This is a genomic window from Nocardioides sp. (genome assembly GCF_030019515.1).
In the GTDB taxonomy this organism is placed as follows: domain Bacteria; phylum Actinomycetota; class Actinomycetes; order Propionibacteriales; family Nocardioidaceae; genus Nocardioides.
The window spans coordinates 1-26,176 of record NZ_JASEEQ010000001.1 but is presented as its reverse complement, the minus strand read 5'-3'; the positions used below and the strand labels follow the sequence as shown (position 1 = coordinate 26,176).

At 68.6% G+C, this 26,176-nt stretch carries 23 protein-coding genes and 3 pseudogenes; 12 read left to right on the top strand and 14 right to left on the bottom strand.

Going from position 1 to position 26,176, the window contains the following annotated elements; genetic code table 11:
• From QMC84_RS00125 to QMC84_RS00080, 10 genes are all read right to left on the bottom strand, one after another.
• A complete protein-coding gene (locus tag QMC84_RS00125; protein ID WP_300370211.1) occupies positions 1–798 on the bottom strand; it encodes an SDR family oxidoreductase in 798 nt (265 codons plus the stop codon).
• Positions 799–866: 68 nt separating this feature from the next.
• Positions 867–1,502, bottom strand: coding sequence for a bifunctional 4-hydroxy-2-oxoglutarate aldolase/2-dehydro-3-deoxy-phosphogluconate aldolase (locus tag QMC84_RS00120; protein WP_300370208.1), 636 nt, complete (start codon positions 1,500–1,502; stop codon positions 867–869).
• Positions 1,499–2,659: an aminotransferase class I/II-fold pyridoxal phosphate-dependent enzyme gene (locus QMC84_RS00115; protein ID WP_300370205.1), complete on the bottom strand. Its 1,161-nt coding sequence runs from the start codon at positions 2,657–2,659 to the stop codon at positions 1,499–1,501. Before QMC84_RS00115 ends, QMC84_RS00120 begins: the two co-directional genes overlap by 4 nt.
• Positions 2,643–3,707: an LLM class flavin-dependent oxidoreductase gene (locus tag QMC84_RS00110; RefSeq protein WP_300370202.1), complete on the bottom strand. Its 1,065-nt coding sequence runs from the start codon at positions 3,705–3,707 to the stop codon at positions 2,643–2,645. The genes QMC84_RS00115 and QMC84_RS00110 overlap by 17 nt, the downstream gene beginning before the upstream one ends.
• The gene (locus QMC84_RS00105) at positions 3,704–4,078 is read right to left on the bottom strand and encodes a nuclear transport factor 2 family protein (protein ID WP_366145728.1); all 375 of its coding nucleotides are present in this window, start codon (positions 4,076–4,078) and stop codon (positions 3,704–3,706) included. The genes QMC84_RS00110 and QMC84_RS00105 overlap by 4 nt, the downstream gene beginning before the upstream one ends.
• Positions 4,079–4,118: 40 nt before the next feature.
• A complete protein-coding gene (locus tag QMC84_RS00100; protein ID WP_300370196.1) occupies positions 4,119–5,093 on the bottom strand; it encodes a sugar kinase in 975 nt (324 codons plus the stop codon).
• Complete coding sequence (locus tag QMC84_RS00095; protein WP_300370193.1) at positions 5,086–6,672, bottom strand: hydantoinase/oxoprolinase family protein; 1,587 nt, start codon at positions 6,670–6,672, stop codon at positions 5,086–5,088. Before QMC84_RS00095 ends, QMC84_RS00100 begins: the two co-directional genes overlap by 8 nt.
• Positions 6,669–7,781, bottom strand: a complete 1,113-nt coding sequence (locus QMC84_RS00090) for a DUF917 domain-containing protein (protein ID WP_300370190.1) — start codon at positions 7,779–7,781, stop codon at positions 6,669–6,671. The genes QMC84_RS00095 and QMC84_RS00090 overlap by 4 nt, the downstream gene beginning before the upstream one ends.
• Positions 7,778–10,060 (bottom strand): xanthine dehydrogenase family protein molybdopterin-binding subunit, encoded by a 2,283-nt coding sequence (locus QMC84_RS00085; protein WP_300370187.1) that lies wholly within the window; start codon positions 10,058–10,060, stop codon positions 7,778–7,780. Before QMC84_RS00085 ends, QMC84_RS00090 begins: the two co-directional genes overlap by 4 nt.
• A complete protein-coding gene (locus tag QMC84_RS00080) occupies positions 10,053–10,538 on the bottom strand; it encodes a 2Fe-2S iron-sulfur cluster-binding protein (RefSeq protein WP_300370184.1) in 486 nt (161 codons plus the stop codon). The genes QMC84_RS00085 and QMC84_RS00080 overlap by 8 nt, the downstream gene beginning before the upstream one ends.
• Before the next feature lie 206 nt (positions 10,539–10,744).
• On the opposite strand from QMC84_RS00080, the gene QMC84_RS00075 reads away from it, so the two are divergent.
• The 7 genes from QMC84_RS00075 to eno all read left to right on the top strand — a co-directional run bounded on the left by QMC84_RS00075 (position 10,745) and on the right by eno (position 16,962).
• Complete coding sequence (locus tag QMC84_RS00075; protein ID WP_300370181.1) at positions 10,745–11,137, top strand: nuclear transport factor 2 family protein; 393 nt, start codon at positions 10,745–10,747, stop codon at positions 11,135–11,137.
• Positions 11,134–11,901 (top strand): SDR family oxidoreductase, encoded by a 768-nt coding sequence (locus QMC84_RS00070; protein WP_300370178.1) that lies wholly within the window; start codon positions 11,134–11,136, stop codon positions 11,899–11,901. Before QMC84_RS00075 ends, QMC84_RS00070 begins: the two co-directional genes overlap by 4 nt.
• Before the next feature lie 51 nt (positions 11,902–11,952).
• Complete coding sequence (locus tag QMC84_RS00065; RefSeq protein ID WP_300370175.1) at positions 11,953–12,840, top strand: FAD binding domain-containing protein; 888 nt, start codon at positions 11,953–11,955, stop codon at positions 12,838–12,840.
• Between the two features lie 247 nt (positions 12,841–13,087).
• Entirely contained in the window at positions 13,088–13,882 is a 795-nt protein-coding gene (locus tag QMC84_RS00060) for a fumarylacetoacetate hydrolase family protein (protein ID WP_300370172.1), read from the top strand.
• Positions 13,879–14,634 (top strand): SDR family NAD(P)-dependent oxidoreductase, encoded by a 756-nt coding sequence (locus QMC84_RS00055; RefSeq protein ID WP_300370170.1) that lies wholly within the window; start codon positions 13,879–13,881, stop codon positions 14,632–14,634. The genes QMC84_RS00060 and QMC84_RS00055 overlap by 4 nt, the downstream gene beginning before the upstream one ends.
• A gap of 10 nt (positions 14,635–14,644) precedes the next feature.
• Positions 14,645–15,652 (top strand): phosphotransferase, encoded by a 1,008-nt coding sequence (locus QMC84_RS00050; RefSeq protein WP_300370167.1) that lies wholly within the window; start codon positions 14,645–14,647, stop codon positions 15,650–15,652.
• Positions 15,649–16,962, top strand: a complete 1,314-nt coding sequence (gene eno / locus QMC84_RS00045; protein ID WP_300370164.1) for a phosphopyruvate hydratase — start codon at positions 15,649–15,651, stop codon at positions 16,960–16,962. The genes QMC84_RS00050 and eno overlap by 4 nt, the downstream gene beginning before the upstream one ends.
• Here eno and QMC84_RS00040 read toward each other — a convergent pair.
• Positions 16,959–17,288 carry a 2-oxo acid dehydrogenase subunit E2 gene (locus QMC84_RS00040; RefSeq protein ID WP_300371401.1) on the bottom strand — a complete coding sequence of 110 codons (330 nt, stop codon included), beginning with the start codon at positions 17,286–17,288 and terminating at the stop codon, positions 16,959–16,961. The two genes, eno and QMC84_RS00040, sit on opposite strands and share 4 nt — an antisense overlap.
• A pseudogene (locus QMC84_RS00035) lies at positions 17,283–17,426 on the bottom strand (alpha-ketoacid dehydrogenase subunit beta); the annotation flags it as partial. The gene QMC84_RS00040 and the pseudogene QMC84_RS00035, both read right to left, overlap by 6 nt.
• 270 nt (positions 17,427–17,696) lie before the next feature.
• Between QMC84_RS00035 and QMC84_RS00030 the strand changes: the two are divergent.
• The 5 genes and pseudogenes from QMC84_RS00030 to QMC84_RS00010 form a co-directional block, all read left to right on the top strand.
• On the top strand, positions 17,697–18,206 hold the full coding sequence (locus QMC84_RS00030) for a MarR family transcriptional regulator (protein ID WP_300370161.1): 510 nt from the start codon (positions 17,697–17,699) through the stop codon (positions 18,204–18,206).
• A gap of 74 nt (positions 18,207–18,280) precedes the next feature.
• Complete coding sequence (gene icmF / locus QMC84_RS00025; RefSeq protein WP_300370158.1) at positions 18,281–21,505, top strand: fused isobutyryl-CoA mutase/GTPase IcmF; 3,225 nt, start codon at positions 18,281–18,283, stop codon at positions 21,503–21,505.
• A complete protein-coding gene (locus QMC84_RS00020) occupies positions 21,502–22,266 on the top strand; it encodes a helical backbone metal receptor (RefSeq protein ID WP_300370155.1) in 765 nt (254 codons plus the stop codon). Before icmF ends, QMC84_RS00020 begins: the two co-directional genes overlap by 4 nt.
• Positions 22,263–23,111: a 3-hydroxybutyryl-CoA dehydrogenase gene (locus tag QMC84_RS00015; protein ID WP_300370152.1), complete on the top strand. Its 849-nt coding sequence runs from the start codon at positions 22,263–22,265 to the stop codon at positions 23,109–23,111. Before QMC84_RS00020 ends, QMC84_RS00015 begins: the two co-directional genes overlap by 4 nt.
• A 10-nt stretch (positions 23,112–23,121) precedes the next feature.
• Positions 23,122–23,748: pseudogene (locus QMC84_RS00010) on the top strand (acyl-CoA dehydrogenase family protein); the annotation flags it as partial.
• 99 nt (positions 23,749–23,847) lie between these two features.
• Here QMC84_RS00010 and QMC84_RS22400 read toward each other — a convergent pair.
• Both QMC84_RS22400 and QMC84_RS00005 read right to left on the bottom strand, forming a co-directional pair.
• Positions 23,848–24,153 (bottom strand): annotated as a pseudogene (locus QMC84_RS22400) (hypothetical protein); the annotation flags it as partial.
• Between the two features lie 499 nt (positions 24,154–24,652).
• Positions 24,653–26,053, bottom strand: a complete 1,401-nt coding sequence (locus tag QMC84_RS00005; protein ID WP_300370149.1) for an IS1380 family transposase — start codon at positions 26,051–26,053, stop codon at positions 24,653–24,655.
• Positions 26,054–26,176: the final 123 nt, after the last annotated feature.

Genomic DNA, 26,176 nt, shown 5'->3' with positions numbered 1-26,176 from the left:
CTAGAGCGTCTTGGACGCTCCTCCATCGACGAGGTACTCCGAGCCGGTCATCATGGCGCCGCGGTCGGAGGCCAGGAGAAGGGCGAGCCCGCACAGCTCCTCGGGCTCGGCGAACCGACCGACCGTGATTCCGAGCATTTCCGGTGCGGCCTTCTCGATCGCGTCGGAGGCGTCCCGCGAGCCGGTCAGTTCGGCGACACGGTCGCCGAACCCTCCGGGCGCGGTCCACATCGGGGTGCGCACGAAGCCCGGCGCGATGGCGTTGACTCGGACACCACGCGGCGCGAACTCCTCCGAGAGTGCCTTGGTGAAGTTGGTGAGTGCCGCCTTGGTGACCCCGTAGTCGACGACCATGGGATGAGGCTGCCGGGAGTTCAGCGAGGTGATGTTGACGATGGACCCGCCGCCGGCATCCACCATGAGTGGGACCGCGGAACGACAGGCTCGAACCGCACTGAGGAAGTTGATCTCCCAGGCAGCATTCCAGTCGTCGTCCGAGAGGCTCAGGAACCCGGCTCCGGGCGCACTCGACCCGACGTTGTTGATGAGGATGTCGATCCCTCCGAACTCGTCCACGACGCGCTGCACGGCCCGGGCCGCACCCCCCTCGGAGCCGAGGTCGACCTCTTGGTGGACGACGCCGAGCCCATCCACGAGGTCAGCGAGCTCCCTGGTCCGGGACCGGCTCGCGGCCACGACGTGCACGCCGTGCTCCGCGAGCGCTCGCGTCAGCGACAGTCCGATGCCCTTGCTCGCTCCCGTTACCAGGGCGCGCTTGCCGTCAAGCTCGAGATCCACTGCTGCTCCTCCGATGTCGTGAGTGCTTGCTAAGACCGGCCGCGGGGCCGGGCTGCGCGCGTTGGCTCCTAGTGGGCATCCCCGGACCGACATGCCGCTTGCACGGCCCCTCGGGCACGCAGTCGCAGACCGTCGAGATCGCCGGTCGACTTCACCAGCGACGACCCCAACGCCACCGCGACCGCCCCAGCCTCGAGGAAGCCCGGGACATCTGCGAGGCCGACGCCGCCGGTAGGGACGAACCCAACGTCGGGCAACGGCCCCAGCAGGGCACGAAGGTAGGTGACACCCGCGGGTTGGGCGGGAAAGAGTTTCACCAGGCGCGCGCCGCTGTCGACTGCCGTCAGGATCTCTGTCGGCGTGTAGGCGCCCGGCAGTGCCAACAACCCGAGCTCCTCGGCCCGTCTGATCACCGGCGGTGAGACATTCGGTGAGACAACGAACTGAGCGCCGGCATCCGCTGCGGCGCGGACGTCATCCTCAGCAAGCACCGTTCCGGCACCGACGGTCGCCCGGTCCTTCGCCGTCGCGACTGCAGCCGCGACTGCCGCGAGGGCCCCACGGCTGGTCAGCGTGAACTCCAGTGCGCGCACTCCGCTGTCAACCAGAACCTCAGTCAGCGCAATGGCGTCGTCCGGCGTGAGCCGCGGGACTCGGATGATCGCGACGAGCCGACCGGCACGCACGTGCTCCTCGGCGCTCATGAGGCCCGCCACTGCGCGACCGCGTCCACGAGCCGTTGGGCGCCCTCGCACAGCTCGGGTGTCGCCGTGGCCAGGGACAGTCTGACCTTGCCCGCGCCGGACGGGCCAAAGGTCTCCCCCGGTGCGACGGCGACTGCTCTGTCCTGGATCAGGCGACGTGCGAAGGCGTAGGAGTCGCTCCCGACCGCGGAGACGTCGGCCATGATGTAGAACGCGCCGCGAGGCACGGAGATGAGCAGCTTGCCCTGACGGAGGATGTCCACGACCAGGTCGCGGCGCGCCTGGTAGGCCCCGACCATCTCGGTGACGCATGCCTGGTCCCCGTCGAGCGCCGCCTGCCCGGCCTTCTGCGCGATCGCCGTCGCGCAGCTGATCATCGGCTCCTGCACCTTGGCGACGAGATCGATCGTCTCGCGCGGACCGGTGACGTAACCCATGCGCCAGCCCGTCATGGCATAGCTCTTGGAGAGACTGAACACGCTGAGCACGTGCTGCGCGCCCTGGATCGATGCGGGGCTGACGTGCTCGTCGTCGAAGACGATCTGCTCGTAGCACTCGTCAGACACGAGGTACATGCCGTGCCGCTCCGTGATCTCCACGAGGCGTTCGACAACCCACCGGGGGAAGACCGCACCCGTGGGATTGCCGGGGCTGTTGACCAGGAGCACCTTGGCCCCCGACGTCCTCGCCAGCTCCTCGAGACGGACCAGGTCGGGAACGAACTGCTGCTCGGGCACCAGCGGGTAGTGCACGGTGCGCGCCGACAAGACGTCGGCCATCATCTGGTAGTTCGGCCAGCCCGGGTCTGGAATCAAGATCGCGTCCCCGGGCGAGACGAGCGTCGCCAGGCACTCCACGAGCGCGTTGACCGCCCCCGCGGTGATGACGACGTCCTCGGGTTCCGCAGCGATGCCGTTCACCCGATCGAGCTTCGCGACGATGCTCTCGCGTACCTCCACGAGTCCCTTGTTGGCGGTGTAGGTGGTGAATCCGGAGCGCGCCGCACGGCAGCCCGCTTCCACGATGTGGTGGGGGGTGGCGAAATCGGGCTGACCGACCTCGAGATGGAGGACGTCGTCACGACCGGAGGCGAGATCCATGATCTCGCGGATGCCGGACCGCTTCATGAGGCGAATGCGTTCAGCGGGAAGGGGCATGCCGGGGCTCCTCAGTCCTGTCTTCGGCGTTGATGAAGTGCGGGAGCACGTGGGCGGCCAGGGCATTCACCGTGGCAGCAGCGTTCTCCGCCGGGGTGGGGAACAGCGCGACGCGGTCAGCACCGGCGTCGAACAGCGCCCGGATCTTGCTGACGCACTCGTCCGGGTCACCGGCCACGGCGAGGTCCTCGACCCAGGAGTCGGGCATCTCCTGCAAGACCCTCTCGAAGCCGCCGTCGGCGATCAGCGTCCGAAGCTCCTCGCTGATGCCGTAGGCCTCGGTGATCGCGTTCGGACCACCCGCTGCGAGGTAGAAAGCGACGGCCTTGCGGGCGTTGGCCTTCGCGACCGCTCGATCCTCGTCCACGGCGCAGAGTGCGAACGCCGTGACCCGGTGGGGTTCGGGAGCGGATGCGGCGCGCGCCCCACCTGCGTCGATCTGCTCGCGCGCCCAACGCACGTAGTCCGTCCCAGCCAGGACCGAGAGCAGCGTGCCTTGCGCGATCTCGCCGGACAGCTGGAGCATCTTGGGGCCAGCCACGCCGGTCTGCAGCGGGATCCTGCGCTCGGGCGGGTGGACCAGGCGGATGTTCTCCGCCTGGAAGGTCGTGGTCGAGGTCGCCTGCTCCCCCGACAACAGCTCGTCGAGCATCGTGACGCAGTCACGCACCGCGCCGAGCGCCGAGGCCGGCTTGAGGCCCATCTGGGACAGCCATGCCGGCACACCCAGCCCGATGGCGGGCATGAGCCGGCCCGGGAACGCGCGGTCGAGGGTCGCGATCTCCATCGCGAGCAGGGCGGGGTGTCTGGTGACTGCGGAGACCACGCCGAGGCCGACGGGAATGCGCTCCGTCGCGCCGAGGGCGATGGCCGCACCCGAGACGCCACCACTGAAGAAGCAGTCCTCGGAGAGCCAGATCTCCCCGAATCCTGCCTGCTCCGCTGCCACGACCATGGGCCGCAGTTGCTCCGGAGCGATCTCGCTGCCCAGAACCAGTCCCACCGAATGCGCAACCAACACGTGATCTCCTGTCGCGATCGCGGTCATCGACCGCTGTTGTCAAAGCCGGGCTCGTAGGGCGGGAAGTGCTCATGGACCTTCCGCACGTCATTGTTCTCGTGCAGAGCGACCACCTGGCCTCTCCGGACGTGGATGACGTCCACACCGTGGTTCTCCCAGAGGCGTCCGCCCGTGGTGGTCGCGGTCTCGTGCCAGATGCCAGCGGCGGTGTCTCCGTGCACCACGATCTCCTCCAGCGTGAAGTCGACGTCACGGAGCAGTCCACCAGCGAAGTCGAAGAAGCGGGACGCCTCCTCCTTGCCACGCAGCTGGACCTGCCCGAGGAACCGAACCTCCACGTCCTCGGACATGAGGGCGAGCATGCCGTCCTTGTCACCGGCCAGGAATGCCCGGTACATCGACTCAGCCACTTCTCGGGTTCCTGCCATCACTGCCACCTCACTGGACGTTCACCGACCTGTACTCCTCGAGGAGGTGCCGGGCGTCCTCGCCGGCGCCGATGCCCTCCCAGTCACCCGACACGGTCACGGCTCTCGCCCCGAGCACAGCGCCGAGTCGGGCGCCGTCCTGGACCGACCACCCGTGCAGGAGCCCACTGATGACTCCGGCAGCAAAGGCGTCGCCCGCTCCCACCGAGTCAACGACCCGCTCAATCAGGAACGGGCTGATGGTGGTGACCTCTCCGGCTTGGTGGACGACGGCACCACGGGCACCGTCCTTCAGCACCACCGCATCGACTCCGGAGCAAGACAGGTGCTGAGCGGCATCGTCGGTCTCGAGGTCAGGCATCAGCGTGGCGAGCTCGTCCCGACCCGCTAGCAACACGTCGATGAGCGGCAGTATGTCGCCGAACTCTGCGGCGGCTCGCGGACCGTCCCACAGAGACGGCCTGAGATTGGGGTCGAAGACCACCACGCAGTCCCGGGAGGCGGCCGCCCACGACATCGCCGTACGCGCCACGTCCGACAAGCCCCCTCCGTCGCCGAGTCCCAGCGTGACACCCGAGACCGCCAGCACCCTGGGGAGCCCGAGACGCTCCAGGTCGACGTCCGCCGGTGTCAGCCGAGCGGCCGCCGACCGGCCGCGGTAGTAGTAGACACGTCGCTGCCCGTCGCCGAGGCGCTCCTTGAAGAAGACGCCGGTCGGCGCCGCCGGGTCGACGACAACGTGATCGGTGTTGACGCCCTGCTCGCTCAGCGTCCGGGTCACGAGACGACCGAACGGGTCCACGCCCACCGCGGAGACGAAGGCGGTCCGGTGGCCGAGATGGGCCAGATTGATGAGGACGTTGCCTTCCGCACCCGCAATGCGCAACCGGTAGCCGGGGACGTCCTCCAGGGGCCCGTCAGCGTCGGGATCCAGCAGACCCATCATCTCGCCGATGGCAACGACATCCGGGCGCACGTCAGCCATGAGCCGACGCCCTCTCGATGCCGCCGGGGAGGAGTTCGTGGCCCGACAGAGGGCCGGCCGCCCTCGCCCGGATCCGCACGGCGTCGCCGGGCAGGTACGCGAGCTGGATCTCCTCGAGCTCGAGGTCTCGCACCTCGTCGGCGTCGGCGCCGGCGTCGACGGCCCGCTGCCGGGCTTCCTGTCGGGCCTCCTCGATGAGGGTGCTTCTCGGCTTGCCATCGAGGTGGTAGATGCGGTCGATCTCGCCGCTCACCTCGGCAACAGCGGCCCCGACGGCGTTCGCGACCTCGTGGTGCGACGGCCGCAGCACCTCGACCGCACCCGCGAGGTCGTCCGGTACCAGGAAGGATCCTCCGCCGACAGCAACCACGGTGACCGGCTCGGCGCTGGTCCGCATGCGGTCCAGGGCCGCGTCGAGGACCCGCAGCGCGACGGCGTTGACCTCGCGGGCATCGGCGGCGTTGAGCGCGTGCCGGACGGCGCCCGGGTCACCGAGACCCAGCCCACCGAGCACGGCCACGTCCGTGAGCGTCAGCGTGTCGCCACCGAAGCACAGTGCCCGACGGGTGATGTCGTGCCCGACGCTATCGGGCCCGATCTCCACTCCGGCACTCGTACGACGCACGATCGTGCCCCCGCCCAGGGCGACCGACACGAGGTCGGGCATCCGGAAGTTGGTGAGCACGCCACCGATCTCGACCGCGATGCCGGACTCTCGGGGGAAACCATCGCGAAGAGCGCCGAGGTCGGCCGTCGTCCCACCGACGTCGATGACGACGGCGTCCATGCGTCCCGAGAGCAGTGCGCCGCCGCGCAGGCTGTTGGTCGGGCCCGACGCGACCGTCAGCACGGGGTACTCCGCTGCGTGACCCAGGGTCATCAGCGTGCCGTCATTCTGGCTCAGGTACGGAGTCGCGCTGACGCCGACCGCTCGCAGGGCCTGGATGAACCCACCGGTCGCGCGTTCTGCCACCCCGGTGAGGGCTGCGTTCATGACGGTGGCGTTTTCCCGCTCGAGCAGGCCGAGGGAACCGATTTCGCAGCTGATCGAGACCGGAACGTTCAGTTTATCGCGTACCAGGTCGCGGGCCATCTCCTCGTGCATGAAGCTCGCCGGCGAGAAGACCCCGGTGATCGCGACCGCATCGACCTCGCCCTGCCAGTCCGAGGCGGCCTGCCGCACGGCGGCGACGTCGAGCGGCGCGATCTCCCGGCCGTCGAAGTGGTGCCCGCCCCCCACGATGCGGGCTTCGGCGAGCACGACGTCCCGCAGGTCGGCAGGCCAATCAGCGAGCGGAGGGATGGCGGTGGTCGCGGGCGCGCCGAGACGCAGCACGCCGACGCGGCGCAGACCCCGTCGTTCCACGATGGCGTTCGTGCACTGCGTGGTGCCCAGCATCGCCAGCTTGACGGCACCCGGATCCTGTCCCTCGAGCACCGCCTCGAGGGCGGCTCGCACACCAGACTCGATGTCAGGCGTGGTCGGCCGCTTGACCGAGGCAAGGATGGTCCGGTCCTCGGCGAGCAGCACCGCGTCGGTGTTCGTACCACCGACGTCGATCCCGATACGGGCGCTCATCGTGGGTCCTCCATCCGGATGGGGTCGATGTCGTAGCCGAACGCGCGCGGGTCGACGAGAGGCAACGCCTCGGGGCGCCACCACAGGGGGGAGGCAGGGATGCCGATGACGTGCACCCGCAGGCCGAACCGCATGCCCTCGGTCGTGAGTGGCTGGCCGCTCTCCGCCTCGACGAGGCTGATCAGATCGGGCACCGCCGCGAGGACTCCTTCCTCGGACCGCACAATGAGGTTCTCGTTCTGGAAGTCGACCTCCGCGCGACCGCCGGCATCGACGTCGAGCCCCTTGAGGGTCAACCGGCCGCGCACGAAACCGGCCACCGTGGACCGCTGGACATCCACGACCTGGCCGCTGAAGAGCCTCCGGGCACCGCACACCGGCGCAATGGCCGCGATCGGGTCGTCCCCGTGGGCACGGGCCTCACGGAGCGCCCGGCCGATCGCGACCGCCAGTGACACGCTGTGCGGCACCGCCCACTCGCGGAGCAACTGGGCGTCCACCGCGTAGTGGGCGACGACCGCGGATCCTCCCATCGCCACCACCGCGGCCCGCGCGAGCCGCTCTGCGGAGGCGTTGTCCCGGGCGCCGGAGATGGAGACGACGTTCGCGGACTCGTCGGCGAGGACCAGAGGCCAGGCCTTGGCCCCGCCGGCGCCGAGGGTGACCATCTGGACCTCGGGGAACGCGCGCCCCATCCCGTCGGCGTCGACCAGCGGCAGGCCCCGGCGGGCCGCGAGCACCAGCGGGATCGTCGAGTTGATCCCCCCTGCCTCGATGGGCATGGTGGCGATGACCGGCCGGCCCTGCAGGCGCTCGAAGCCCTGCATGGCAAGGTCCAGCTCGTGTCCCCCGGGGATCCGTTCGAGAATCACCGTCGGGGCGCCGATCATCGCCACCGGAACCACCACGCCGTCGTCGCCGACAGCCTGCGGGTCGACGACCCGGACCGGGCCGAACTCCCGGATGGCAGCCTGCGCCATCAGCGCACCGACGCGGGGATCACCACCCCCGCCCGTGCCGAGCAGCGTGGCGCCGAGGGCCAGGTCCGAGACCGTCGCCTCGTCGATCTCCTCCACCAGCGGGAGATGGGGCATGGCGGTCACGCTCATCGGGATGCCTCCTGGGCGGAGCCATGCGCGGCGAGGTGCCTCAGGACACGCTCGGGCGTCATCGGCAGGCGCCCCAAGGGGCTCCCGGTTGCGGCGGTCACTGCGTTGTGCAGTGCGGCGGCTGGGACGATGATCGGCGGCTCGCCGACTCCGCGTGCGCCCTCGGGGCCGTCGGCCGACGGCGTCTCCACCAGCAGGCACTCCACCACGGGGGCCTCCATGACCGTGGGCAGCTTGTAGGTGTCGAGGCCGGTGTTGCTGATCACGCCGTCGCGCAACAGCTCCTCCTCGAACAAGGCCATGCCGATGCCCTGCAGCACGCCGCCCTGGATCTGTCCTTCGATCGCCGGCGGCACGAGCGCCTTGCCGACGTCCTGGGCGACGACGTACCGGTGCACGACCACCCGGCCCGTTTCCCGGTCGACCTCGACCTCGACGGCGTGGCAGTGGAAGCTCGGCGAGTTGAACGTCGGGTAGAAGTGCTGCGCCCCCACACAGGAGAGGTCGTACGGCGTGGGGGGCGCCACGTAGCGCGACGATGCGTGGATCTGCCCACTTCTCGCCGTTGCGGATCCCGAGACCTCCCGGAGGGTCACGGCCGCGCCCTCGACGCCTCGCACCCGGACCGAACCGTTGTCCAGCTCGAGGTCTTCCGGCGCCGCCTCCAACAGGTGCGCCGCCTCCTCGAAGATCTGGCCGCGCATGTCGTCGCAGGCCCCCAGCACGGCGTTGCCCACATTGAAGGTCGTGCGGCTCCCCTGGGCGCCGAAGTCGTAGGCGCCCGTGGCGGTGTCGGCGGTGGAGACGAATCGCACGTGCTCCTCGTCTACCCCGAGCGCGCGCGCGGTCAGGCTGACCACTCCCGCGGCGAGCGCGCCGGACCCGATCTCGGTGGCGCCGGTGATGACAGCGACGGTGCCGTCGCCCTCGAGCCTCGTGGTGGCGGCGGCCGCGCCCGCGGTGGTCGTCCACCAGGCACAGGCCAGTCCCACCGCCCGGCCTTCCGGCCGCGGCGCGTCGTAGTCGATCGCCGCCAGCACCTTGTCCATGCACTCCTCGGCGCTGGGCCGCTCGATGACCTGCCCGTTGAAGGCGACGTCGCCGTGGCGGAAGAAGTGTCGCCTTCGCAGGTCGATCGACGACTCCCCCAGCCTGCGGGCGACTTCCTCCATGTGCGCCTCGACGGCCAGCACCATCTGCGGCCCCGACGGCCCGCGGTAGGCGCCGGTGGGCTGGGTGTTGGTGTAGACCGACAGCGCGGTCGAGCGGACGTTCTCGATCCGGTAGGGGCCGGTCGCCTGGAGCGACGCGACGGCCCCGATGAAGGGCGTGTCGTGCGCGTAGGCGCCGGCGTCGAGGAGGCATTCCACCTCGCGGCCGATGATGATGCCGCTCTCGTCGATCGCGCTCCGGATCCGGACGACGGAGTTCTCCCGGGGGTTGGCCGTGGCCAGCTCCTCGGCACGAGAGCACACCATCTTGACGGGCCTGCCGGACTTGCGCGCCAGGAGGCAGGCGAAGTGCTCGAGGGTCACGTCCAGCTTGCCACCGAATCCGCCACCGACAGTCGACGTGGAGACCCGCACCCGGGACTCGGGCAGGTCGAGCACGGCACACAGGGTCCCGCGCACGCCGAACGGGTTCTGGGTGCTGGTCGTGACACTGAACCCTCCCCCGTCATCCTCGACCGCCAGGCAGGCCCGCGGTTCGATGTAGCCCTGATGCACCCGGGGAGTGGAGTACTCGCCCTCGACCACCAGGTGGGCCTCGGCGAACGCGCCCTCCACGTCGCCGGACGTGACGAGGGTCCGGCCGCAGATGTTGCCCTCCCGCTCAGTCTCGAAGCTCAGCTCGTAGTCGGCCAGACCTGGATGCACCGGCTGCGCCCCCGGTTCGAGCGCTTCGACAAGGTCGAAGACGCCCGGCTCACGGTCGATCTCGATACGCACCGCCGCGACCGCGCGCGCGAGAGTTTCCGCGTCTGGCGCCGCGACCGCCGCCAACGGCTCTCCGGAGAACCGCACGACATCGCTGGCCAGCGGCGGTTGGTCCTTGATGACCATGCCGTAGCGCGGCGTCGGCAGGTCGTCGGCGGTGATCACCGTGACACCCGGGATCGCCGCGGCCTGCGACACGTCGAGCCGCCGGATGCGCCCACAGGGCACATCCGACCTGACGACGCGGCCGACCAGCATCCTCGGCGCCTCGAGGTCAACCCCGTAGACGGCCAGACCGCGAACCTTGGCCTGGGCGTCGGACCGGTAGAACGGCTCACCCATCGTTGTCCTCCGAACCGTCGGTGGCGAGCGTGGCCACGGCCTCCAAGATCTTCTGGTAGCCCGTGCATCGGCACAGGTTGTTCACGAGCGCCTCGAGGGTCTGCTCGCTGGTGGCGTGGGGGTGCTCGTCGAGCAGTGCCCGTGTCGCCAGGATCATCCCCGGCGAACAAACGCCGCACTGGACCGCACCGGCGCGGGCGAACGCCGTCTGGACCTCGGCGATCCCCTCGGCTTCCGGAGCCCCTTGGGAGGCAGCGACCAGTGTGGTCACTTTGCCGTCCAGTGCGCGGCCCAGCGGGACCAGGCAGCTCAGCACGGGCTCGCCGTCCAACAGGACGGTGCACGATCCACAGCGGCCCTCATGACATCCGGGCTTGGGACTCTTGTCGCCCAGTTCCTCGCGAAGCACGTCAAGGAGCGGAACGGTGGGCATCGAACCCACCTCCACGTTCCGGCCGTTCCAACTCAGCGTTGCCATACTGCTGATCCCCTCTGCGAACCTGTTTGCCCTGGCCCGGAATCACCTCAGAGCGGTGGGAGCGACCCGCGAGGACGAGCCCCGCATCGGTCGTTGCGCTCTGTGCAATAACGTTGCGAAACACTAGCCGCGGGTGGTCCGAGTGTGCAAGCCTTTGCGGCAACTCGGCGGCCGATCTTCGCCCCCGACTGCTGAAGAGGAGTTCCATGGACGACGCACACGCCGAGGCGCGCCGCTGCCTGCAACGCTTCGTGTCCGGCTGGCTCGCCGGCAGCCGCCCCGCGGTGGCCGACGTCTGTCGTCCGGCCGTGCGCTGGTGGACACCGCTCGCCTCGGAGCACCTCGAGGGAGCAGATGAGCTGAGTATTCATCTCGACGCACTGCTGCAGGACGTCGTACCGCCGGTCGAGATCACCGCGTTGATCGTGAATGACCAGGGCACCCGCGGCGTGGTCGAGATGCTCTCGGCTGCCGCCGACGACGGCACGCCGTCGATACCCCTGACCACGGTGGTCGAGCTCTCGGGCGGCAAGGTGGTGGAGGGGCGCACGTACGTCGACGTCACGGCCCACCCGAGCCTGTGCCGTACGCGCTCATGAGCAGCACGCTGCCGCTGGAAGGCCGCCGCGCCCTCGTGACCGGCTCGTCGCGCAACCTGGGTGCGCAGATCGCCCGCTCGCTCGCCCGACGGGGAGCAATCTTGGTGGTCACCTATCACGCCTCGCCGGGGCTCGCCGAGGCACTCATCGAGGAGCTGCGCGAGGAGACGGGGCGCGACCACCACGCCGTGGGCGCGGACCTGTCCTCCCCCGACGGCGTGGACGCGATGGTCGATGCCGCCCACGAGGCGGTGAGGGGGCCCTTGGAGCTTCTGGTGAACAATCACGGTCCGTTCTCGATGACGCCCTTGCACCTCATTCCCGCCGCCGAGCTGGGAACGGTGATGGACGGAAACTTCACCGTTGCCCTCCGTGCGGTGCAGCGCGTCGTGCCCGGGATGCGCGAGGCGGGCTGGGGTCGCATCGTCAACCTGTCGGCCGGATCGGCCTACCTGCGCAACCACTCGGTCTACGGCCTGGCAAAGACGGCCCTGGGCACGCTCACGGAGTCACTCGCCCTTGAGCTGGGGCCCGAGATCAACGTCAACGCCGTCGCACCGGGGCAAATCGCGGAGAGCGCCGAAGACATCGAGGACATCGACCCGACCTTCGTGGAACGTGCCGTGGCCCGCACCCCTTCCGGCCGCCTGGTGACCCGTGCGGAGGTCGCCGAGATCGTGGCATCGCTGTGCACGCCACCGTTCGACATGCTCAACGGCGCGGTGATCCCGGTCGACGGCGGTTGGCGCCTCAACCGTTTCTGATCCCCTTTCCTCTCGTCAGCCGAAGTCACCTCAAGCGCCTCAGGAGTCAGTTTGTTCACGATCCAGACACACGCCGGCCGAGTCGGGCAGTCGTTCCACGCCCCGACCTCATGGAGCGCGGCGAGCGCCCTCATGTCCGAGCACTCCTCGGATGCCACCGTGGCTGGTGGCGCCACCTACCTGATGTGGAGAGCGGCGCTCGGAGAACCGATGCCGGAGCACCTCATCAGCCTGCACCGCATCACGGATCACGACGAGGTCCGTGACGGCTCCGTGGGCGCACTGGCGACCTTGCGACGCGTGGAGCGTGGCCCGATGCTGGGCGCGCAGCGAGCGCTGACCATGGCTGCGTCGGTCACCGCCGGGCCGAGTGTGCGTTCACTCGCCACGGTCGGTGGCAACCTTGCCTCCGGCTTCCCGCAGGCCGACCTCGTCCCGGCACTGCTCGCGCTCGACGCCACGGTGCACTTCAGTGACGGCCGGACACTCCCCATCGGTCAGGTCGTGGAGTCGGGCTTCAAGACCGAGGACCTGATTGCGCGGGTCACCCACGACTTGCCGTCCGGCCAGGGCTGGACCGGCGCGACCCTCAAGCTCAGTCGCCGAGGCATGGACTTCTCCATCGCCACGGTCTCAACGGTCCTGCGCCTCGAAAAGGGGGAGATCCAGGAGGCTCGCGTCGCGGTCGGCTCGCTCTTCGAGCGCCCAACGCGACTGCCCGCGATCGAATCGGCCCTGCTGGGGGCCGACCCGTCGGAAGAGACGATTCGAGAGGTTCTGGAGTACGTCAAGATCACCGGCAAGTCGTTCCTGGAGGATGACGAGGCCACTGCCTCGTACCGTCAGCTGATCGCGCCCGTGGCGGTGCGCAGGACGCTGCTCGCCGCTGCCCGTCTTGGTCCTGATGGCGTACCGCGACCCGGCGAAGCCCGTATGTGACCAACCCCTACTCATCGCCCGCACCACGGTCCACCTCGAGCCTTCACCGTCCACTCCAACCCGGATGCCTGGCATCTTCGCGGACCTCAGCTTCTTCCAGGGGCCCGACCAGCCTCTCCTCGCCGCCTACGTCCGGGCGGTCAGCAGCTCATGAGAAAGGGAACACAAGCAGATGAGACTTGCCCGTGTAGGCGCTCGGGGACAGGAGCGCCCAGCGCTGCTGCATCCCGACGGGAGGCTGCTGGACGTGAGCGACATCGTCGCCGAGATCGGACCCGGCACCATCACCGACGGACTCGACTCCCTCCGCTCCGTCGTGAACGGGGACGGCGGCGCGCCCCCGAACCTGGACGGCGCTGCCATCCGGTTCGGGCCGCCGATCGCCGGCCCCGGGAAGATCATCTGCGTGGGCCTGAACTACCGGCTGCATGCCGCAGAAGCCGGGTTGCCCATCCCGGAGGAGCCGATCCTGTTCATGAAGGCGCCGTACACGCTCGAAGGACCGGACGACGCCGTCCCGATCCCGCCGGGCAGCCTCAAGACCGACTACGAGGTCGAGCTCGCCGTCGTCATCGGCAAGGTGGCTCGCTACCTCGACCCCGACGACGACGCGCTCAGCTATGTCGCGGGCTACACCATCAGCGATGACGTCTCGGAGCGCGCCTTCCAGCTCGAGCGCGGCGGGCAGTGGGACAAGGGCAAGAACTGCGAAGGATTCAACCCTCTCGGTCCTTGGTTCGTGACCTCCGACGAGGTTGCCGATCCGCAGGCGCTGGACCTCGCACTGTCGGTCAACGGTGAGGTCCGCCAGCAGTCGAACACGAGCGACATGATCTTCCCGGTCCGCCATCTGGTCTGGTACATCAGCCAGTTCATGACGTTGCTCCCCGGCGACATCATCAACACGGGGACCCCTGCCGGTGTCGGCGCAGGGTTCGACCCTCCACGGTTTCTCCGGGACGGCGACGTGGTGGAGCTCTCGATCGCCGGTCTCGGACAGCAGCGTCACCGGTTCGAGCCAGCACACAGGGGGGACCGATGAACGGCGACCCGTGCTCAATAGTCGGACACACCGTGATCGTGGTCGGAGCGGCGTCGGGCATCGGACAGGCCGCCGCCAAGTACTTCGCCGCGCTGGGCGCTCACGTCGTCTGCGCGGACGTCGACGCGGACGCTGCGCAGCTGACCGCCACGCACGCGGCCGAGACCATGTCCGCGGTCCAGACCGACGTCACGAACGAGGAGTCGACAACCGCTCTCGTCGAGCACGCGCTCAACCGATGGGGCCGGATCCACGCCCTCGTGAACTGCGCCGGGATCTCCGGCCCGCTGGGCAAGCGCAGCCATGAGGTCGCTCCAGAGGAGTTGGACAAGACCTACGCGGTCAACCTTCGGGGTGCGTTCCTGCTGTCCCGCGCCGTGCTTCCGCACATGCTCGAGCACCAGTACGGCCGCATCGCCATGGTGTCGTCGATCGCGGGCAAGGAGGGCAATCCGAACATGGTGGGGTACTCGAGCACCAAGGCGGGCCTGATCGGGATGGTCAAGGGTCAGGCGAAGGAGTACGCCCAGGATGGCATCACCGTCAACGCGCTGGCGCCCGCAGTGATCCGGACACCGTTCCTCGACACCCAGCCGCAGCAGGTGGTCGACTACATGACGTCGCGGATCCCGATGGGACGGACGGGGACGCTGGAAGAGGTGGCGACCATGCTGGCATGGATGATCTCACCCGCGTGCAGCTTCACCACTGGTTTCACCTTCGACCTCTCCGGTGGACGTGCGACGTACTGACGGGCCTCGGATGATCGCCGAGCCCGTCCTCCTGGAAATCGACACCGTCGTGCCCTACCTGCGTGAACGCAACCGCGTCTACAGCCCCGACGCCACAGCCCGGCAGCTCGGCGGCGGGGTCAGCAACGTCGTCCTCGCCATCGATGGGCCCTCCCCGCTGGTCGTGAAGCAGTCGCTTCCTCGACTCCGTGTTGAGGCCTCCTGGTCGGCGCCGCAGGACCGGATCCTCACCGAGGCGGAGGCCCTCACGCTGTGCGCCAGCATGACGCCAGCGAGGGCGCCGCGAGTCCTGGACGTCGACCCCGACCGATTTGTCCTGTGCATCGAGCGAGCGCCGGACGACTGGACGGACTGGAAGACCGCGCTGATGAGCGGCTCGGTCGAGGCTGGCGTGGGACTCGAGCTGGGTCGCACCCTTGGCGCCTGGCACGCGGGGACGACAAGCGGTGAGGGCATCACCTCCCGCATGTCAGACCCGACCGCGTTCGAGGCGTTGCGCATCGACCCGTACTTTCGGACCCTCGCTTCGGTGATGCCCAGCATCGGTCCCGAGGTCGAGCGGGTGATCTCGCGGTTGAGCTCACGGCGACGTTGCTTGGTCCACGGGGACTTCTCACCCAAGAACGTGCTCGTCAGTCCCGATGCCACCAGCATCCTGGTGATCGACTTCGAGGTCGCGCACCTCGGTGATCCCGAGTTCGACCTCGCCTTCCTCCTCTCCCACCTGACCCTGAAGGCCATCCACCTCGCGGCCGAAGCCGAACGGATCGACGCCCTCAGCGGTGCCTTCCTGGACGCCTACGTGGGCGCCGTTCCTGACGACCTGCACCCCGACTGTGCGTGGTTGCTGCGTCATGTCGGTGCCCTGTTGCTCGCGCGTGTGCACGGCAAGTCGCCCGCGGAGTACCTCAGTGACGCCGAGCGCGGACACGCCGAGTCGCTTGGCACCGCGCTCCTCCGGGGACAGGGAGATTCCCTGAGCTCGCTGTCCGCTCTGCGAAGGAAGACCCGCCCATGACCTGCGAGATCCGCTCTGTCCGGGCCTTCGAGGCACTCGACTCACGAGGACGCCCCACCGTCGGTTGCGTCGTCCGGCTCGCGAGCGGCCAGCACGGGAGGGCGATCGTTCCCTCCGGCGCGTCGACGGGACAGTACGAAGCGCACGAGCTGCGCGACCATGATGACCGCTACGACGGCTACGGGACCCGCCGCGCGGTCCGGTCGGTGAACGAGACCCTGGCACATGCGGTGGTCGGGATGGACGCCGAAGACCAGCACGAGGTCGACCGGGCCATGGAAGCAGCCGATGGCACCCCGGAGCTGTCCAACCTCGGCGCGAACGCCGTGCTCGCCGTATCGCTGGCCGTTGCCGTCGCTGGCGGCGCACACGGGGATGGCCAGCTCTGGCGGCACCTTGCCGGCGACGCGGAAGCCCTGCTGCCGACGCCGATGGTCAACATCTTCTCCGGAGGCGCGCACGCCGGACGCACCATCGACATCCAGGACGTCCTGGTCGTGCCGTTGGGCGCCGAGAGCTTCGCCGAGGCGATCGAATGGGCCGACCGGGTACGGCGTGCCACCGCCCAACTCATGGACCGTCGTGGCCATGGCGTCACGCTCGTGGCGGACGAGGGCGGGTTGGCCGCGAACCTGACGACCAACCGGGAAGGCCTAGAGATCGTCACTGATGGGATAGCCGCCGCCGGGCTGACTCCGGGCGTCGACGCGGCCCTGGCTGTCGACGTGGCCGCCAACCAGCTCTGGGACGGCGACGGGTACCGACTCGCCGTCGAGGACCGCACCCTCGACCCCTCGCAGTGGCTGGACACCCTCGAGGAGTGGTGCAACGCCTTTCCCATCATCTCGGTCGAGGACCCGTTCACGGACGACGACTGGACGAGCTGGGGCGAGGCCACGGCGCGCATCGGCCGCGACCGACAACTCCTCGGTGACGACCTGTTCGCCACCAACGCGCAACGCCTCGCACGCGGCGTCGCGGCCGGCGTCGCCAACGCCGTCCTGGTGAAGGTCAACCAGGCAGGGACCGTGTCTCGGGCCCGGGACGTGTTGCGGCTCGCCCAGAGCCACGGGTACGCCACCGTGGTCAGCGCACGCTCCGGCGACACCGAGGACACCTGGCTGGCCGATCTGGCCGTCGGTTGGGGCGCCGGGCAGATCAAGGTTGGCTCGACCATGAGGTCCGAGCGAACCGCCAAGTGGAACAGGTTGCTCGAGATCGAGGCGCTCAGCTCGCGGCGGCTCCGTTTCGCCGGGGCCGACGCACTCCTCCGGCCCCAACTCGCGCCCGGTCGAACCATGCTCTCCTAGCGCAGGAAGGCGTCTGCCGGATCGTTCAGCAGACGTCCGACCTCGGCCAGGACCCGTGATCCGAGCTCGCCGTCCACAAGTCGGTGGTCGAATGACATCGCGAGGTGCGCCACCTTCCGAGGCACCACGTCGCCGTTGGCGACCCACGGCAGGTCCCTCACGGCTCCGAAGGCCAGGATCGCCGATTCGCCGGGGGTCAGGATTTGGGGTGCCCGCGTCGACCCCCCAGGCCCCGATGTCGGTGATCGTGATCGTCCCCCGAAACCACGTTCTCGGGCTGGGTCTTGCCCGCACGAGCAATCTCGACGAGGCGCTTCATCTCGCATCTTGGCGAGCTGGCTAACGACCTGGTCGAAGGCCGGATAGACGAATCCATCGAACTGAATCCCGCAGACGGGACGGTAACCGCGCAGCGCCAGCCCGATTGCGGTGCCGACGATCCCGGACTCGGCCAGCGGCGTGTCCATGACCCGGCCCCGATCGCGACCCGGCGGGCGTTGTAGGCGTCGGCCCACCTGGCCGATACAGCCCATCACGACTTTTCTATGTTTGCCGCCGCGACGCCGGACCGCTCCAGCGCGGCGCGCGCGGCGATCGCGCATGGCCCGGCAGGTCCTTGAAGACTCCCCCGAAGCTGCCCACCGGGGTCCGCGCCCCGTCCACGAACAACGATCCGCTCATCACTGATGGCCTCGATACTAGGATGTCCAAGTAAGTTTCACTACGCTGTCCCCATGAGCGATCGAGAGCGCGACCCGATCCGTGAGGCCCGGAGTCAATGGGCCAAACACGGCTGGAGTGACGCCGCCGACGGGATGGCGATGGTGACCTCGATCTTCCGCGTCCAGCAGCTGCTCATGGAGCGGATCAACGCTGTCCTGCGGCCACTGGACCTGTCCTTCGCTAGGTACGAGGTCCTCATGCTCCTGTCGTTCTCGTCGGCTGGGGCCATGCCGATGACTCGCCTGGGCTCGCTGCTCCAGGTGCATCCCACCAGCGTGACCAGCGCGGTCGCGCGGCTGGAGCGCCAGGGCTTCGTCCAACGCTCCCGACCCGAGACGGACCGGCGGGTCGTGCTCGCCTCGATCACCAGCCGCGGTCACGACGTCGCGCAGCTCGCCACCGAGGGCTTGAACAGGGACGTGTTCGACAGCCCCGGACTCGCGCAGGCCGAGACGGTCGAGCTCACCGGCCTGCTGGCGCGGCTGCGGGTGGCGGCCGGCGACGTGGTTACCGAAGCGTAGGACTTTCCTCATTTAGTTGGACGTCCTAGTATCTAGAATGCTAGGACGTCCAACCATCTCGATCTGAGGGTTCCATGCCTGACCTCCACACCCCCGTCCACCCGGTCCGCCTCGTCACCGCCTCGAGCCTGTTCGACGGCCACGACGCCTCGATCAACATCATGCGGCGGATCTTCCAGTCCCAGGGCTGCGAGGTCGTCCACCTGGGGCACAACCGGTCGGTCCAGGAGGTCGTGGACGCGGCGCTCGAGGAGGACGCGCAGGGCGTCGCGGTCTCCTCCTACCAGGGCGGTCACATCGAGTACTTCGAGTACCTCGTGGAGTCGCTGCGCGCCGCGGGCGCGGACCACGTGAAGGTGGTCGGCGGCGGTGGTGGTGTGATCGTGCGCGACGAGATCGACCGACTCCGAGCCTCGGGGGTCACCATCTTCTCGCCCGAGGACGGGCAGCGGATGGGTCTGGTCGGGATGATCAACTCTGTCGTGAAGGACTGCGACTTCGACCTCTGGTCCACCCGACAGGTCGCCGCCGACCAGGTGATCAGCGGCGACCGGTTCGCGATCACCCGCGCGATCACCGCCGCCGAACAGGGTCAGCTCCCGGCCGAGGTGCTCGACTCGCTACGCGCCGCGAACGTCGGCCGGGCCACCCCGGTGCTGGGGATCACCGGCACCGGCGGGTCCGGCAAGTCGAGCCTCACCGACGAGCTGGTCCGCCGGTTCCGGGTCGACCAGCAGGACAAGCTCCGGATCGCGGTCATCGCGGTCGACCCGACCCGCCGCAAGGGCGGCGGAGCGCTATTGGGTGACCGGATCCGGATGAACTCCCTCGACAGGGACCGCGTCTTCTTCCGCAGCCTCGCCACCCGCGGGGCCCACGAGCTGCCCGAGCACCTCGCCGACGTGATCGACGTCGTGAAGGCCGCCGGGTTCGACCTCGTGATCGTCGAGACTCCCGGCATCGGCCAGGGAGACGCAGCGATCGTGCCCTTCGTCGACACCTCGATGTACGTGATGACACCCGAGTTCGGCGCGGCCTCGCAGCTGGAGAAGATCGACATGCTCGACTTCGCCGACATCGTCGCGATCAACAAGTTCGAGCGCCGCGGCGCCAAGGACGCGCTGCGCGACGTCGGCCGTCAGCTGGTCCGCAACCGCCAGGCGTTCGGCAAGCAGCCGATCGACATGCCGGTCTTCGGCACCTCGGCGGCCACCTTCAACGACGACGGCGTCACCGCGCTCTACCAGCACCTGCGCGAGCTGCTGGCCGGAGCCGGCCTCGAGACGACCGAGGGCACGCTGCCCGTGGTCGACGTCCGCCACTCCTCCGGCATCCGCCAGGTCGTGCCCAGCGACCGGGTGCGCTACCTCGCGGAGATCACCGAGACCGTCCGCGGCTACCACGCCCGCACCGAGGAGCTGGCCGAGGCGGCCCGCCGGGTGCAGCGCCTCAGCGCCGTCAGCGAGGAGCTCGCGGACGGCGATCACGGCGACGTACCCGCGCTGCTGGATAGGGCGAGCAAGGAGTTGCCCCGCGAGGTCGCCGACCAGCTCCGGGCGTGGCCGGCAGTCGTGGAGTCCTACTCCGGCGACGAGCTGGTGGTGAAGGTCCGCGACAGGGAGCTGCGCACCGAGCTGACCCGCGAGTCCCTGTCGGGCAACAAGATCCCCCGCGTCTCGCTCCCCCGCTTCACCGATCACGGTGAGCTGGTGCGCTTCTGGCGCCGCGAGAACCTCCCGGGCTTCTTCCCCTTCACCGCCGGGGTGTTCCCGTTCAAGCGCGACGGGGAGGACCCCGCCCGGATGTTCGCCGGCGAGGGCGACCCGTTCCGCACCAACCGCCGGTTCAAGCTGCTCTCGGCCGACGGCGACGCCAAGCGTCTCTCCACCGCGTTCGACTCCGTGACCCTCTACGGCCGCGACCCCGACCCCCGCCCCGACGTCTACGGCAAGGTCGGCACCTCCGGCGTCTCGGTGGCGACGCTTGACGACATGAAGGCGCTCTACGACGGCTTCGACCTGGTCTCCCCGACCACCAGCGTGTCGATGACCATCAACGGCCCGGCCCCGACCGTGCTGGCGTTCTTCCTCAACACCGTCATCGACCAGCAGGTGGAGAGGTTCCGTGCCGAGCACGACCGGGACCCCAACGCGAGCGAGCACGCCGGGCTCGCGGCGTACGCCCTGGCCAACGTCCGCGGCACGGTGCAGGCCGACATCCTCAAGGAGGACCAGGGCCAGAACACCTGCCTGTTCTCCACCGAGTTCTCGCTGCGGATGATGGCCGACATCCAGGAGTGGTTCATCGCCCAGAAGGTCCGCAACTTCTACTCGGTGTCCATCTCGGGCTACCACATCGCCGAGGCCGGGGCGAACCCCATCAGCCAGCTCGCGTTCACCCTCGCCAACGGGTTCACCTACGTCGAGGCCTACCTCGCCCGCGGCATGGACATCGACGACTTCGCCCCCAACTTGTCCTTCTTCTTCTCCAACGGCATGGACCCCGAGTACTCCGTGATCGGCCGGGTCGCGCGCCGGATCTGGGCGGTGGCAATGAAGGAGAAGTACGGCGCCGGCGAGCGCTCCCAGAAGCTGAAGTACCACGTCCAGACCAGCGGACGGTCCCTGCACGCGCAGGAGATGGACTTCAACGACATCCGTACCACCCTGCAGGCGCTGATCGCGATCTACGACAACGCCAACTCGCTGCACACCAACGCCTACGACGAGGCCGTCACCACCCCCGGCGAGGAGTCGGTGCGCCGGGCGCTCGCGATCCAGATGATCATCAACCGCGAGTGGGGCCTGGCCATGAACGAGAACCCGCTCCAGGGCTCGTTCATCATCGACGAGCTCACCGACCTCGTCGAGACAGCCGTGCTCGCCGAGTTCGACGCCATCAACGAACGCGGTGGCGTCCTCGGCGCCATGGAGACCGGCTACCAGCGTGGCCGGATCCAGGATGAGTCGATGCTCTACGAGCACCGCAAGCACGACGGCTCGCTGCCCATCATCGGCGTCAACACGTTCCGCAAGCCCGACACCGATGGTGGCGCCCCCGTACATATCGAGCTCGCCCGGGCCACCGACGCGGAGAAGGAGTCCCAGCTCGACCGGGTCCGCGGGTTCCAGGCCGAGCACACCGACGAAAGCGCCGCCGCGATCGCCCGGCTCAAGCAGGCCGCGACCGCCGGCGACAACGTGTTCGCGGTGCTCATGGACGCCGCCCGGGTCTGCTCGCTCGGCGAGGTGACCGAGGCCTTCTTCGAGGTCGGCGGCCAGTACAGACGCAACGTATGACCCGCGACGACCTCGGTCATCCCCACCAGGGCGACGGACCCGCCCAACGGGTGGTCTCACTCGTGCCCTCGATCACCGAAGCCCTGGCCTCGGTCCGCCCCGCGGCGGTCGTCGGTGCAACGGAGTGGTGCACCCACCCACCAGCTCTCGAGGTGGCCCGGGTCCGAGGCACCAAGAACCCCGACCGCGACGCCATCGTGCGTCTCGTGCCGGACCTCGTCGTCGCCAACAAGGAGGAGAACCGCGAACTCGACGTACGCCGTCTCCGCGCCTCCGGCGTGCCCGTGTGGGTCACCGACATCGAGACCGTGCCCCAGGCCATCGGATCGCTGGAGCGGCTCTTCGACGAGGCACTGACCTGGCCGCGGCCCGACTGGCTCGCCCAAGCCCGCGACCTGTGGTGCGGTCCCTTGCCCGACCCCATACACACCGTCGCCATCCCGATCTGGCGCGACCCCTGGATGGTCGTCGGGAGCCGCACCTTCACCGGCGACCTCGTACGGCGTCTCGGCCTGCGCAACGTCTACGACGAACACCCCGACCGCTACCCACACGTCGACGTGGCCGACATCGACAAGTCCGGGGCCGACCTCGTGCTGCTGCCCGACGAGCCTTACGAGTTCACCCGCGGCAACGGACCTGAGGCGTTCAGCCGAACCCCGACCCGGCTCGTCAGCGGCCGGTTGCTCACCTGGTACGGCCCATCACTGATCAAGGCCCACGAGATGTGCGCCGATCAAGACACGAGGAGAAACCCATGACTGTCACGAAGGTAGGAGTCGTCGGCTGCGGCCTGATGGGCGCGGGCATTGCGGAGGTGTGCGCGCGCGAGGGGCTGGACGTCGTGGTCGCTGAGTCCACCGAGGCAGCGGCCACCGCCGGGCGGGATCGGCTCCGCAAGTCTCTGGAGCGCGCCGCGGCGAAGGGGAGGATCGACTCCGCTGAGGCGGCGCTCGCCCGGATCCGGGTCGTGGCTGATCTCGAGGAGCTGTCAGACCGTCAGCTGGTCGTGGAGGCGATCGTCGAGGACGAGTCCGCGAAAGCTTCTCTCTTCGCCGAGCTCGATCGCATCGTGGCCGACCCGGAGGCGATCTTGGCGTCGAACACGTCGTCGTTCCCGATCATGAAGCTCGGGGTCGTGACATCCCGGCCGGAGAAGGTCATCGGCATCCACTTCTTCAACCCGGTGCCGGTACTTCAGCTGGTGGAGCTGGTTCCCTCCCTGCTCACCTCTCCCGATACGACCGACAGGGCACGAACGTTTGTCGAAGGGTCCCTGTCCAAGCAGGCGATCGATTGTCAGGACCGTGCCGGATTCGTGGTGAACGCTCTGCTCATCCCCTTCGTGCTCTCCGCGATCCGGATGCTCGAGTCCGGCTTTGCGACCGCCGAGGACATCGACCGGGGCCTGGTCCTCGGCGCGGCCCATCCCCAGGGCCCCCTCGCGTTGGCGGACCTGATCGGGCTGGACACCACGAAGGCAGTGGCCGAGTCCCTGTACGGCGAGTTCAAGGAACCGCTCTACGCTGCTCCACCCCTGCTGGCCCGGATGGTCGACGCCGGCCTGCTCGGTCGCAAGTCCGGCCGCGGCTTCTACACCTACTAGAAGGACACAGATGAGCTCCGACTTCCCGATGTACGCCCTCTCGGAGGAACACCAGGCGATCCGCGAGGCGGTGCGGGCGGTGTGTGACGCCAAGGTCGCGCCGTACGCCGCCGACGTCGACGAGAACGCCCGCTACCCCCAGGAGGCGGCCGACTTCCACGCCCCGCACGTGCCGGAGGAGTACGGCGGCGCCGGTGCCGACGCCCTCGCGACCGTGCTGGTGATCGAGGAGGTCGCCCGCGCGTGCGTGTCGTCCTCGCTGATCCCGGCGGTCAACAAGCTGGGCTCGCTCCCGGTGCAGATCGCCGGTGACGAGGACCTGAAGAAGAAGTACCTCGGCAAGCTCGCCGCCGGTGAGGGCGGCTTCTCCTACTGCCTCTCCGAGCCGGACGCCGGCTGGGACGCGGTGAGCATGAAGACCAAGTCCGTCCGCGACGGTGATCACTGGGTCCTCAACGGCGTCAAGCGGTGGATCACCAACGCCGAGGTCTCCGAGTACTACACCGTCATGGCGGTCACCGACCCCGACAAGCGGTCCAAGGGCATCTCGGCGTTCGTGGTCGAGAAGTCCGACGAGGGCGTCTCCTTCGGCGCCAAGGAGAAGAAGCTCGGCATCCAGGGCTCCCCGACCCGGGAGGTTCCTCCAGGAGGAGACCTCCTGATTGAGGTCTCGGGCCATGCGAGCCGCAACGCGTGCCTGGTCAAACGCGTCGGAGACTTCGGTCAGGTCTCCAACATTGGAACCGATGCCGAGAGCACAGAGACGCGCGAAGGCGGGGTCGGAACGTGCAATCTCAGCGTGAATCCCTGTGGCGATGGCCATCACTTCTGATTCGCCGGGCGGAACTCGGTGCCCGATCACCAGTACGGACTCGTTCGCCTTCGCCGAGTAGGCGTAGGACTCGCGTGTTCGGCCTCGCATCGCATCCGACAAGGCTCTTCGGACCAGGCTGGTCGTCGAGTCCACGTGACGACGTGGCTGCTCATGCTCGACGTGCAGCACGACGGTACTGAACTCGGCTGCGTGAGCGAAGAACCCCATGTCGCGAAGGTCCGAGGCTGCTCGACGCCGGTCGTCGACCCCCGACGCTAGTAATGCAAGCACCAGCGGTTCGACTTCGACATCGGTGCTAACTTCGGATTGAGCATCCGAGATGAGCAACTGTTCGATTCGCTGCGCGGTCTCTACGGCAAGCCGCATCTCACCGCTCGAGACGTTGCCGTCATCCATCAGCCACATGAATCCCAGCAGTTCGTACTTGGATCTCAATGGAAAACACATACGATCGCGGTCTAGTCCCACATCCGAATTTGCCGGCAACATCGTGGGCTTCCGCCAGGACTGCACACCGCAGCCGAGTACGTAGTCTCGGGCGGCTCCACTCACCCGTCGTCCCACTAAGCCTCGATCCACCGATGATCAGGGGCTGACTGCTCGCGGTCGCTGACGAGGAGTTCTTGGGTGTGGGGGCGTGGCCGTTCGTCTGGCCTCGCTGCCAGGTCGTTCCAGGTTGGTCGTCGTGCCGGTGTCGGCGGGGTGGTCAGGTCGTCGGTGCCGGTGGTGGTCCGCAGGCCCGGTTGAACAGGTCGCTCCAGGCGCTCTCCCAGGGCCAGTGCGCCGGGAGATGCAGGGTCACTCGTCGCGCCGAGGACGCAACCCGGGCAGGCACGGCGATCAGCTTGCGGCGGATGGTTGCGGTGGTGGCCTTGGCGAGTCCTGGGCCGGTGACGGTGGCGGCGGCTCGGGTCAGGTTGAACGCCATCACCGCGAGCACGAGCCAGGCGGCGTTGGCGGTGAACTTGCCCGAGGGCAGGTGCGCGAGCGCTGCGTGCTTGAGGTCGGCGTGGACCTGCTCGATGATCGCGTGACCCCGATGGGTCTTGTCCGCAGCGACGGTGTCGGCCAGAACGGGGTCGGTGGTGGTGAAGAACGCGTGGAAGCGCCAGGTGTCGAACAGCGTCTCCTGGCCATGGTTGCTCTTGGGGTTGAGGTCGGGGATCCGGCGCACCACGAGCCGCCCGGGGACCTGCTCGGTCTTCTTCTTCGAGGTGAACGCTGTGAACGCGATCTCGGCGACCTCGGCGCGCGAGACCCAGGTCTGGGTCTGCTCGTCGAAGACCGCGTCGGTGTACTCGATGGGAGTCCACGCATCGTCACCGATGGTGGCGATCGCGGCCTTGACCTTGGGATCCATCCGGACGGTGATCGACACATCGGCGCCACCGCGGATCGCAGCGCGGACGGCTGCCTGGCCGTAGAACGCGGAGTCGGCACGCACCAACGGCGTAGCTGAGGACAGCGACTTGACGGTATTCAATGCGTCGGCGATCAGCCGGGCCGCGCCCCGCGGAGAGCCACACGATCCCTTCCGGAGCCGTTGGGCCACGACCACCGGCGCCGACTGGCTGGTGGACACCGTGGCGAGGAGAGCGTTGAGTCCACGCACGCCGGAGTAGCCGTAGCCCGAGCCCTGCTTGGCATAGCCGTGGACCTCGATGATGGTGTCGTCGATGTCGAGCATCACCCGCTCAGCGGAGCCAGGAGTAGAGACGACCAGCGGGGCCTGAGCAGCCAGGCCGGTCAGGAACCGGGCGGCGACCGCGTCGAGCTGGCGGACGTGGCCGAAGGTGAACGCCCGCAGGAACGAACCCAGCGTCGAGGGCGCGTAGGCGCCTGCGAAGACCTTGCCCATCCCGCCGTGTCGAAGCAGCGCCATGTCATCGATGCTGTCCGCGCCCGCGGTCATCCCGGCCACCAAAGAGGTGACCTTCAGCCCGGCGTTCGCGCCCTTGTCGCTCGGCACACTCAGGTGCCTCTGGGCCAGTTCGTGCAGACCTGCCGTGCGGGCCAGCGCGAGCACCGGGACCAACCCGGCAGACGACACGAGATTCGGATCGTCGAAGACCGCTGAGGTCGCTCGAGACGTGTGGCAAAGTTGCATCTACGAGATGCCCTTCGTGATGGTGGAAATCGGTCCCTAGAGAAGACAGATTTTCCCAGCACGTAAGGGCATTCTCACTTCACGACGCGCTCATCCGACCAACCTCATCGGTGGATCGAGGCT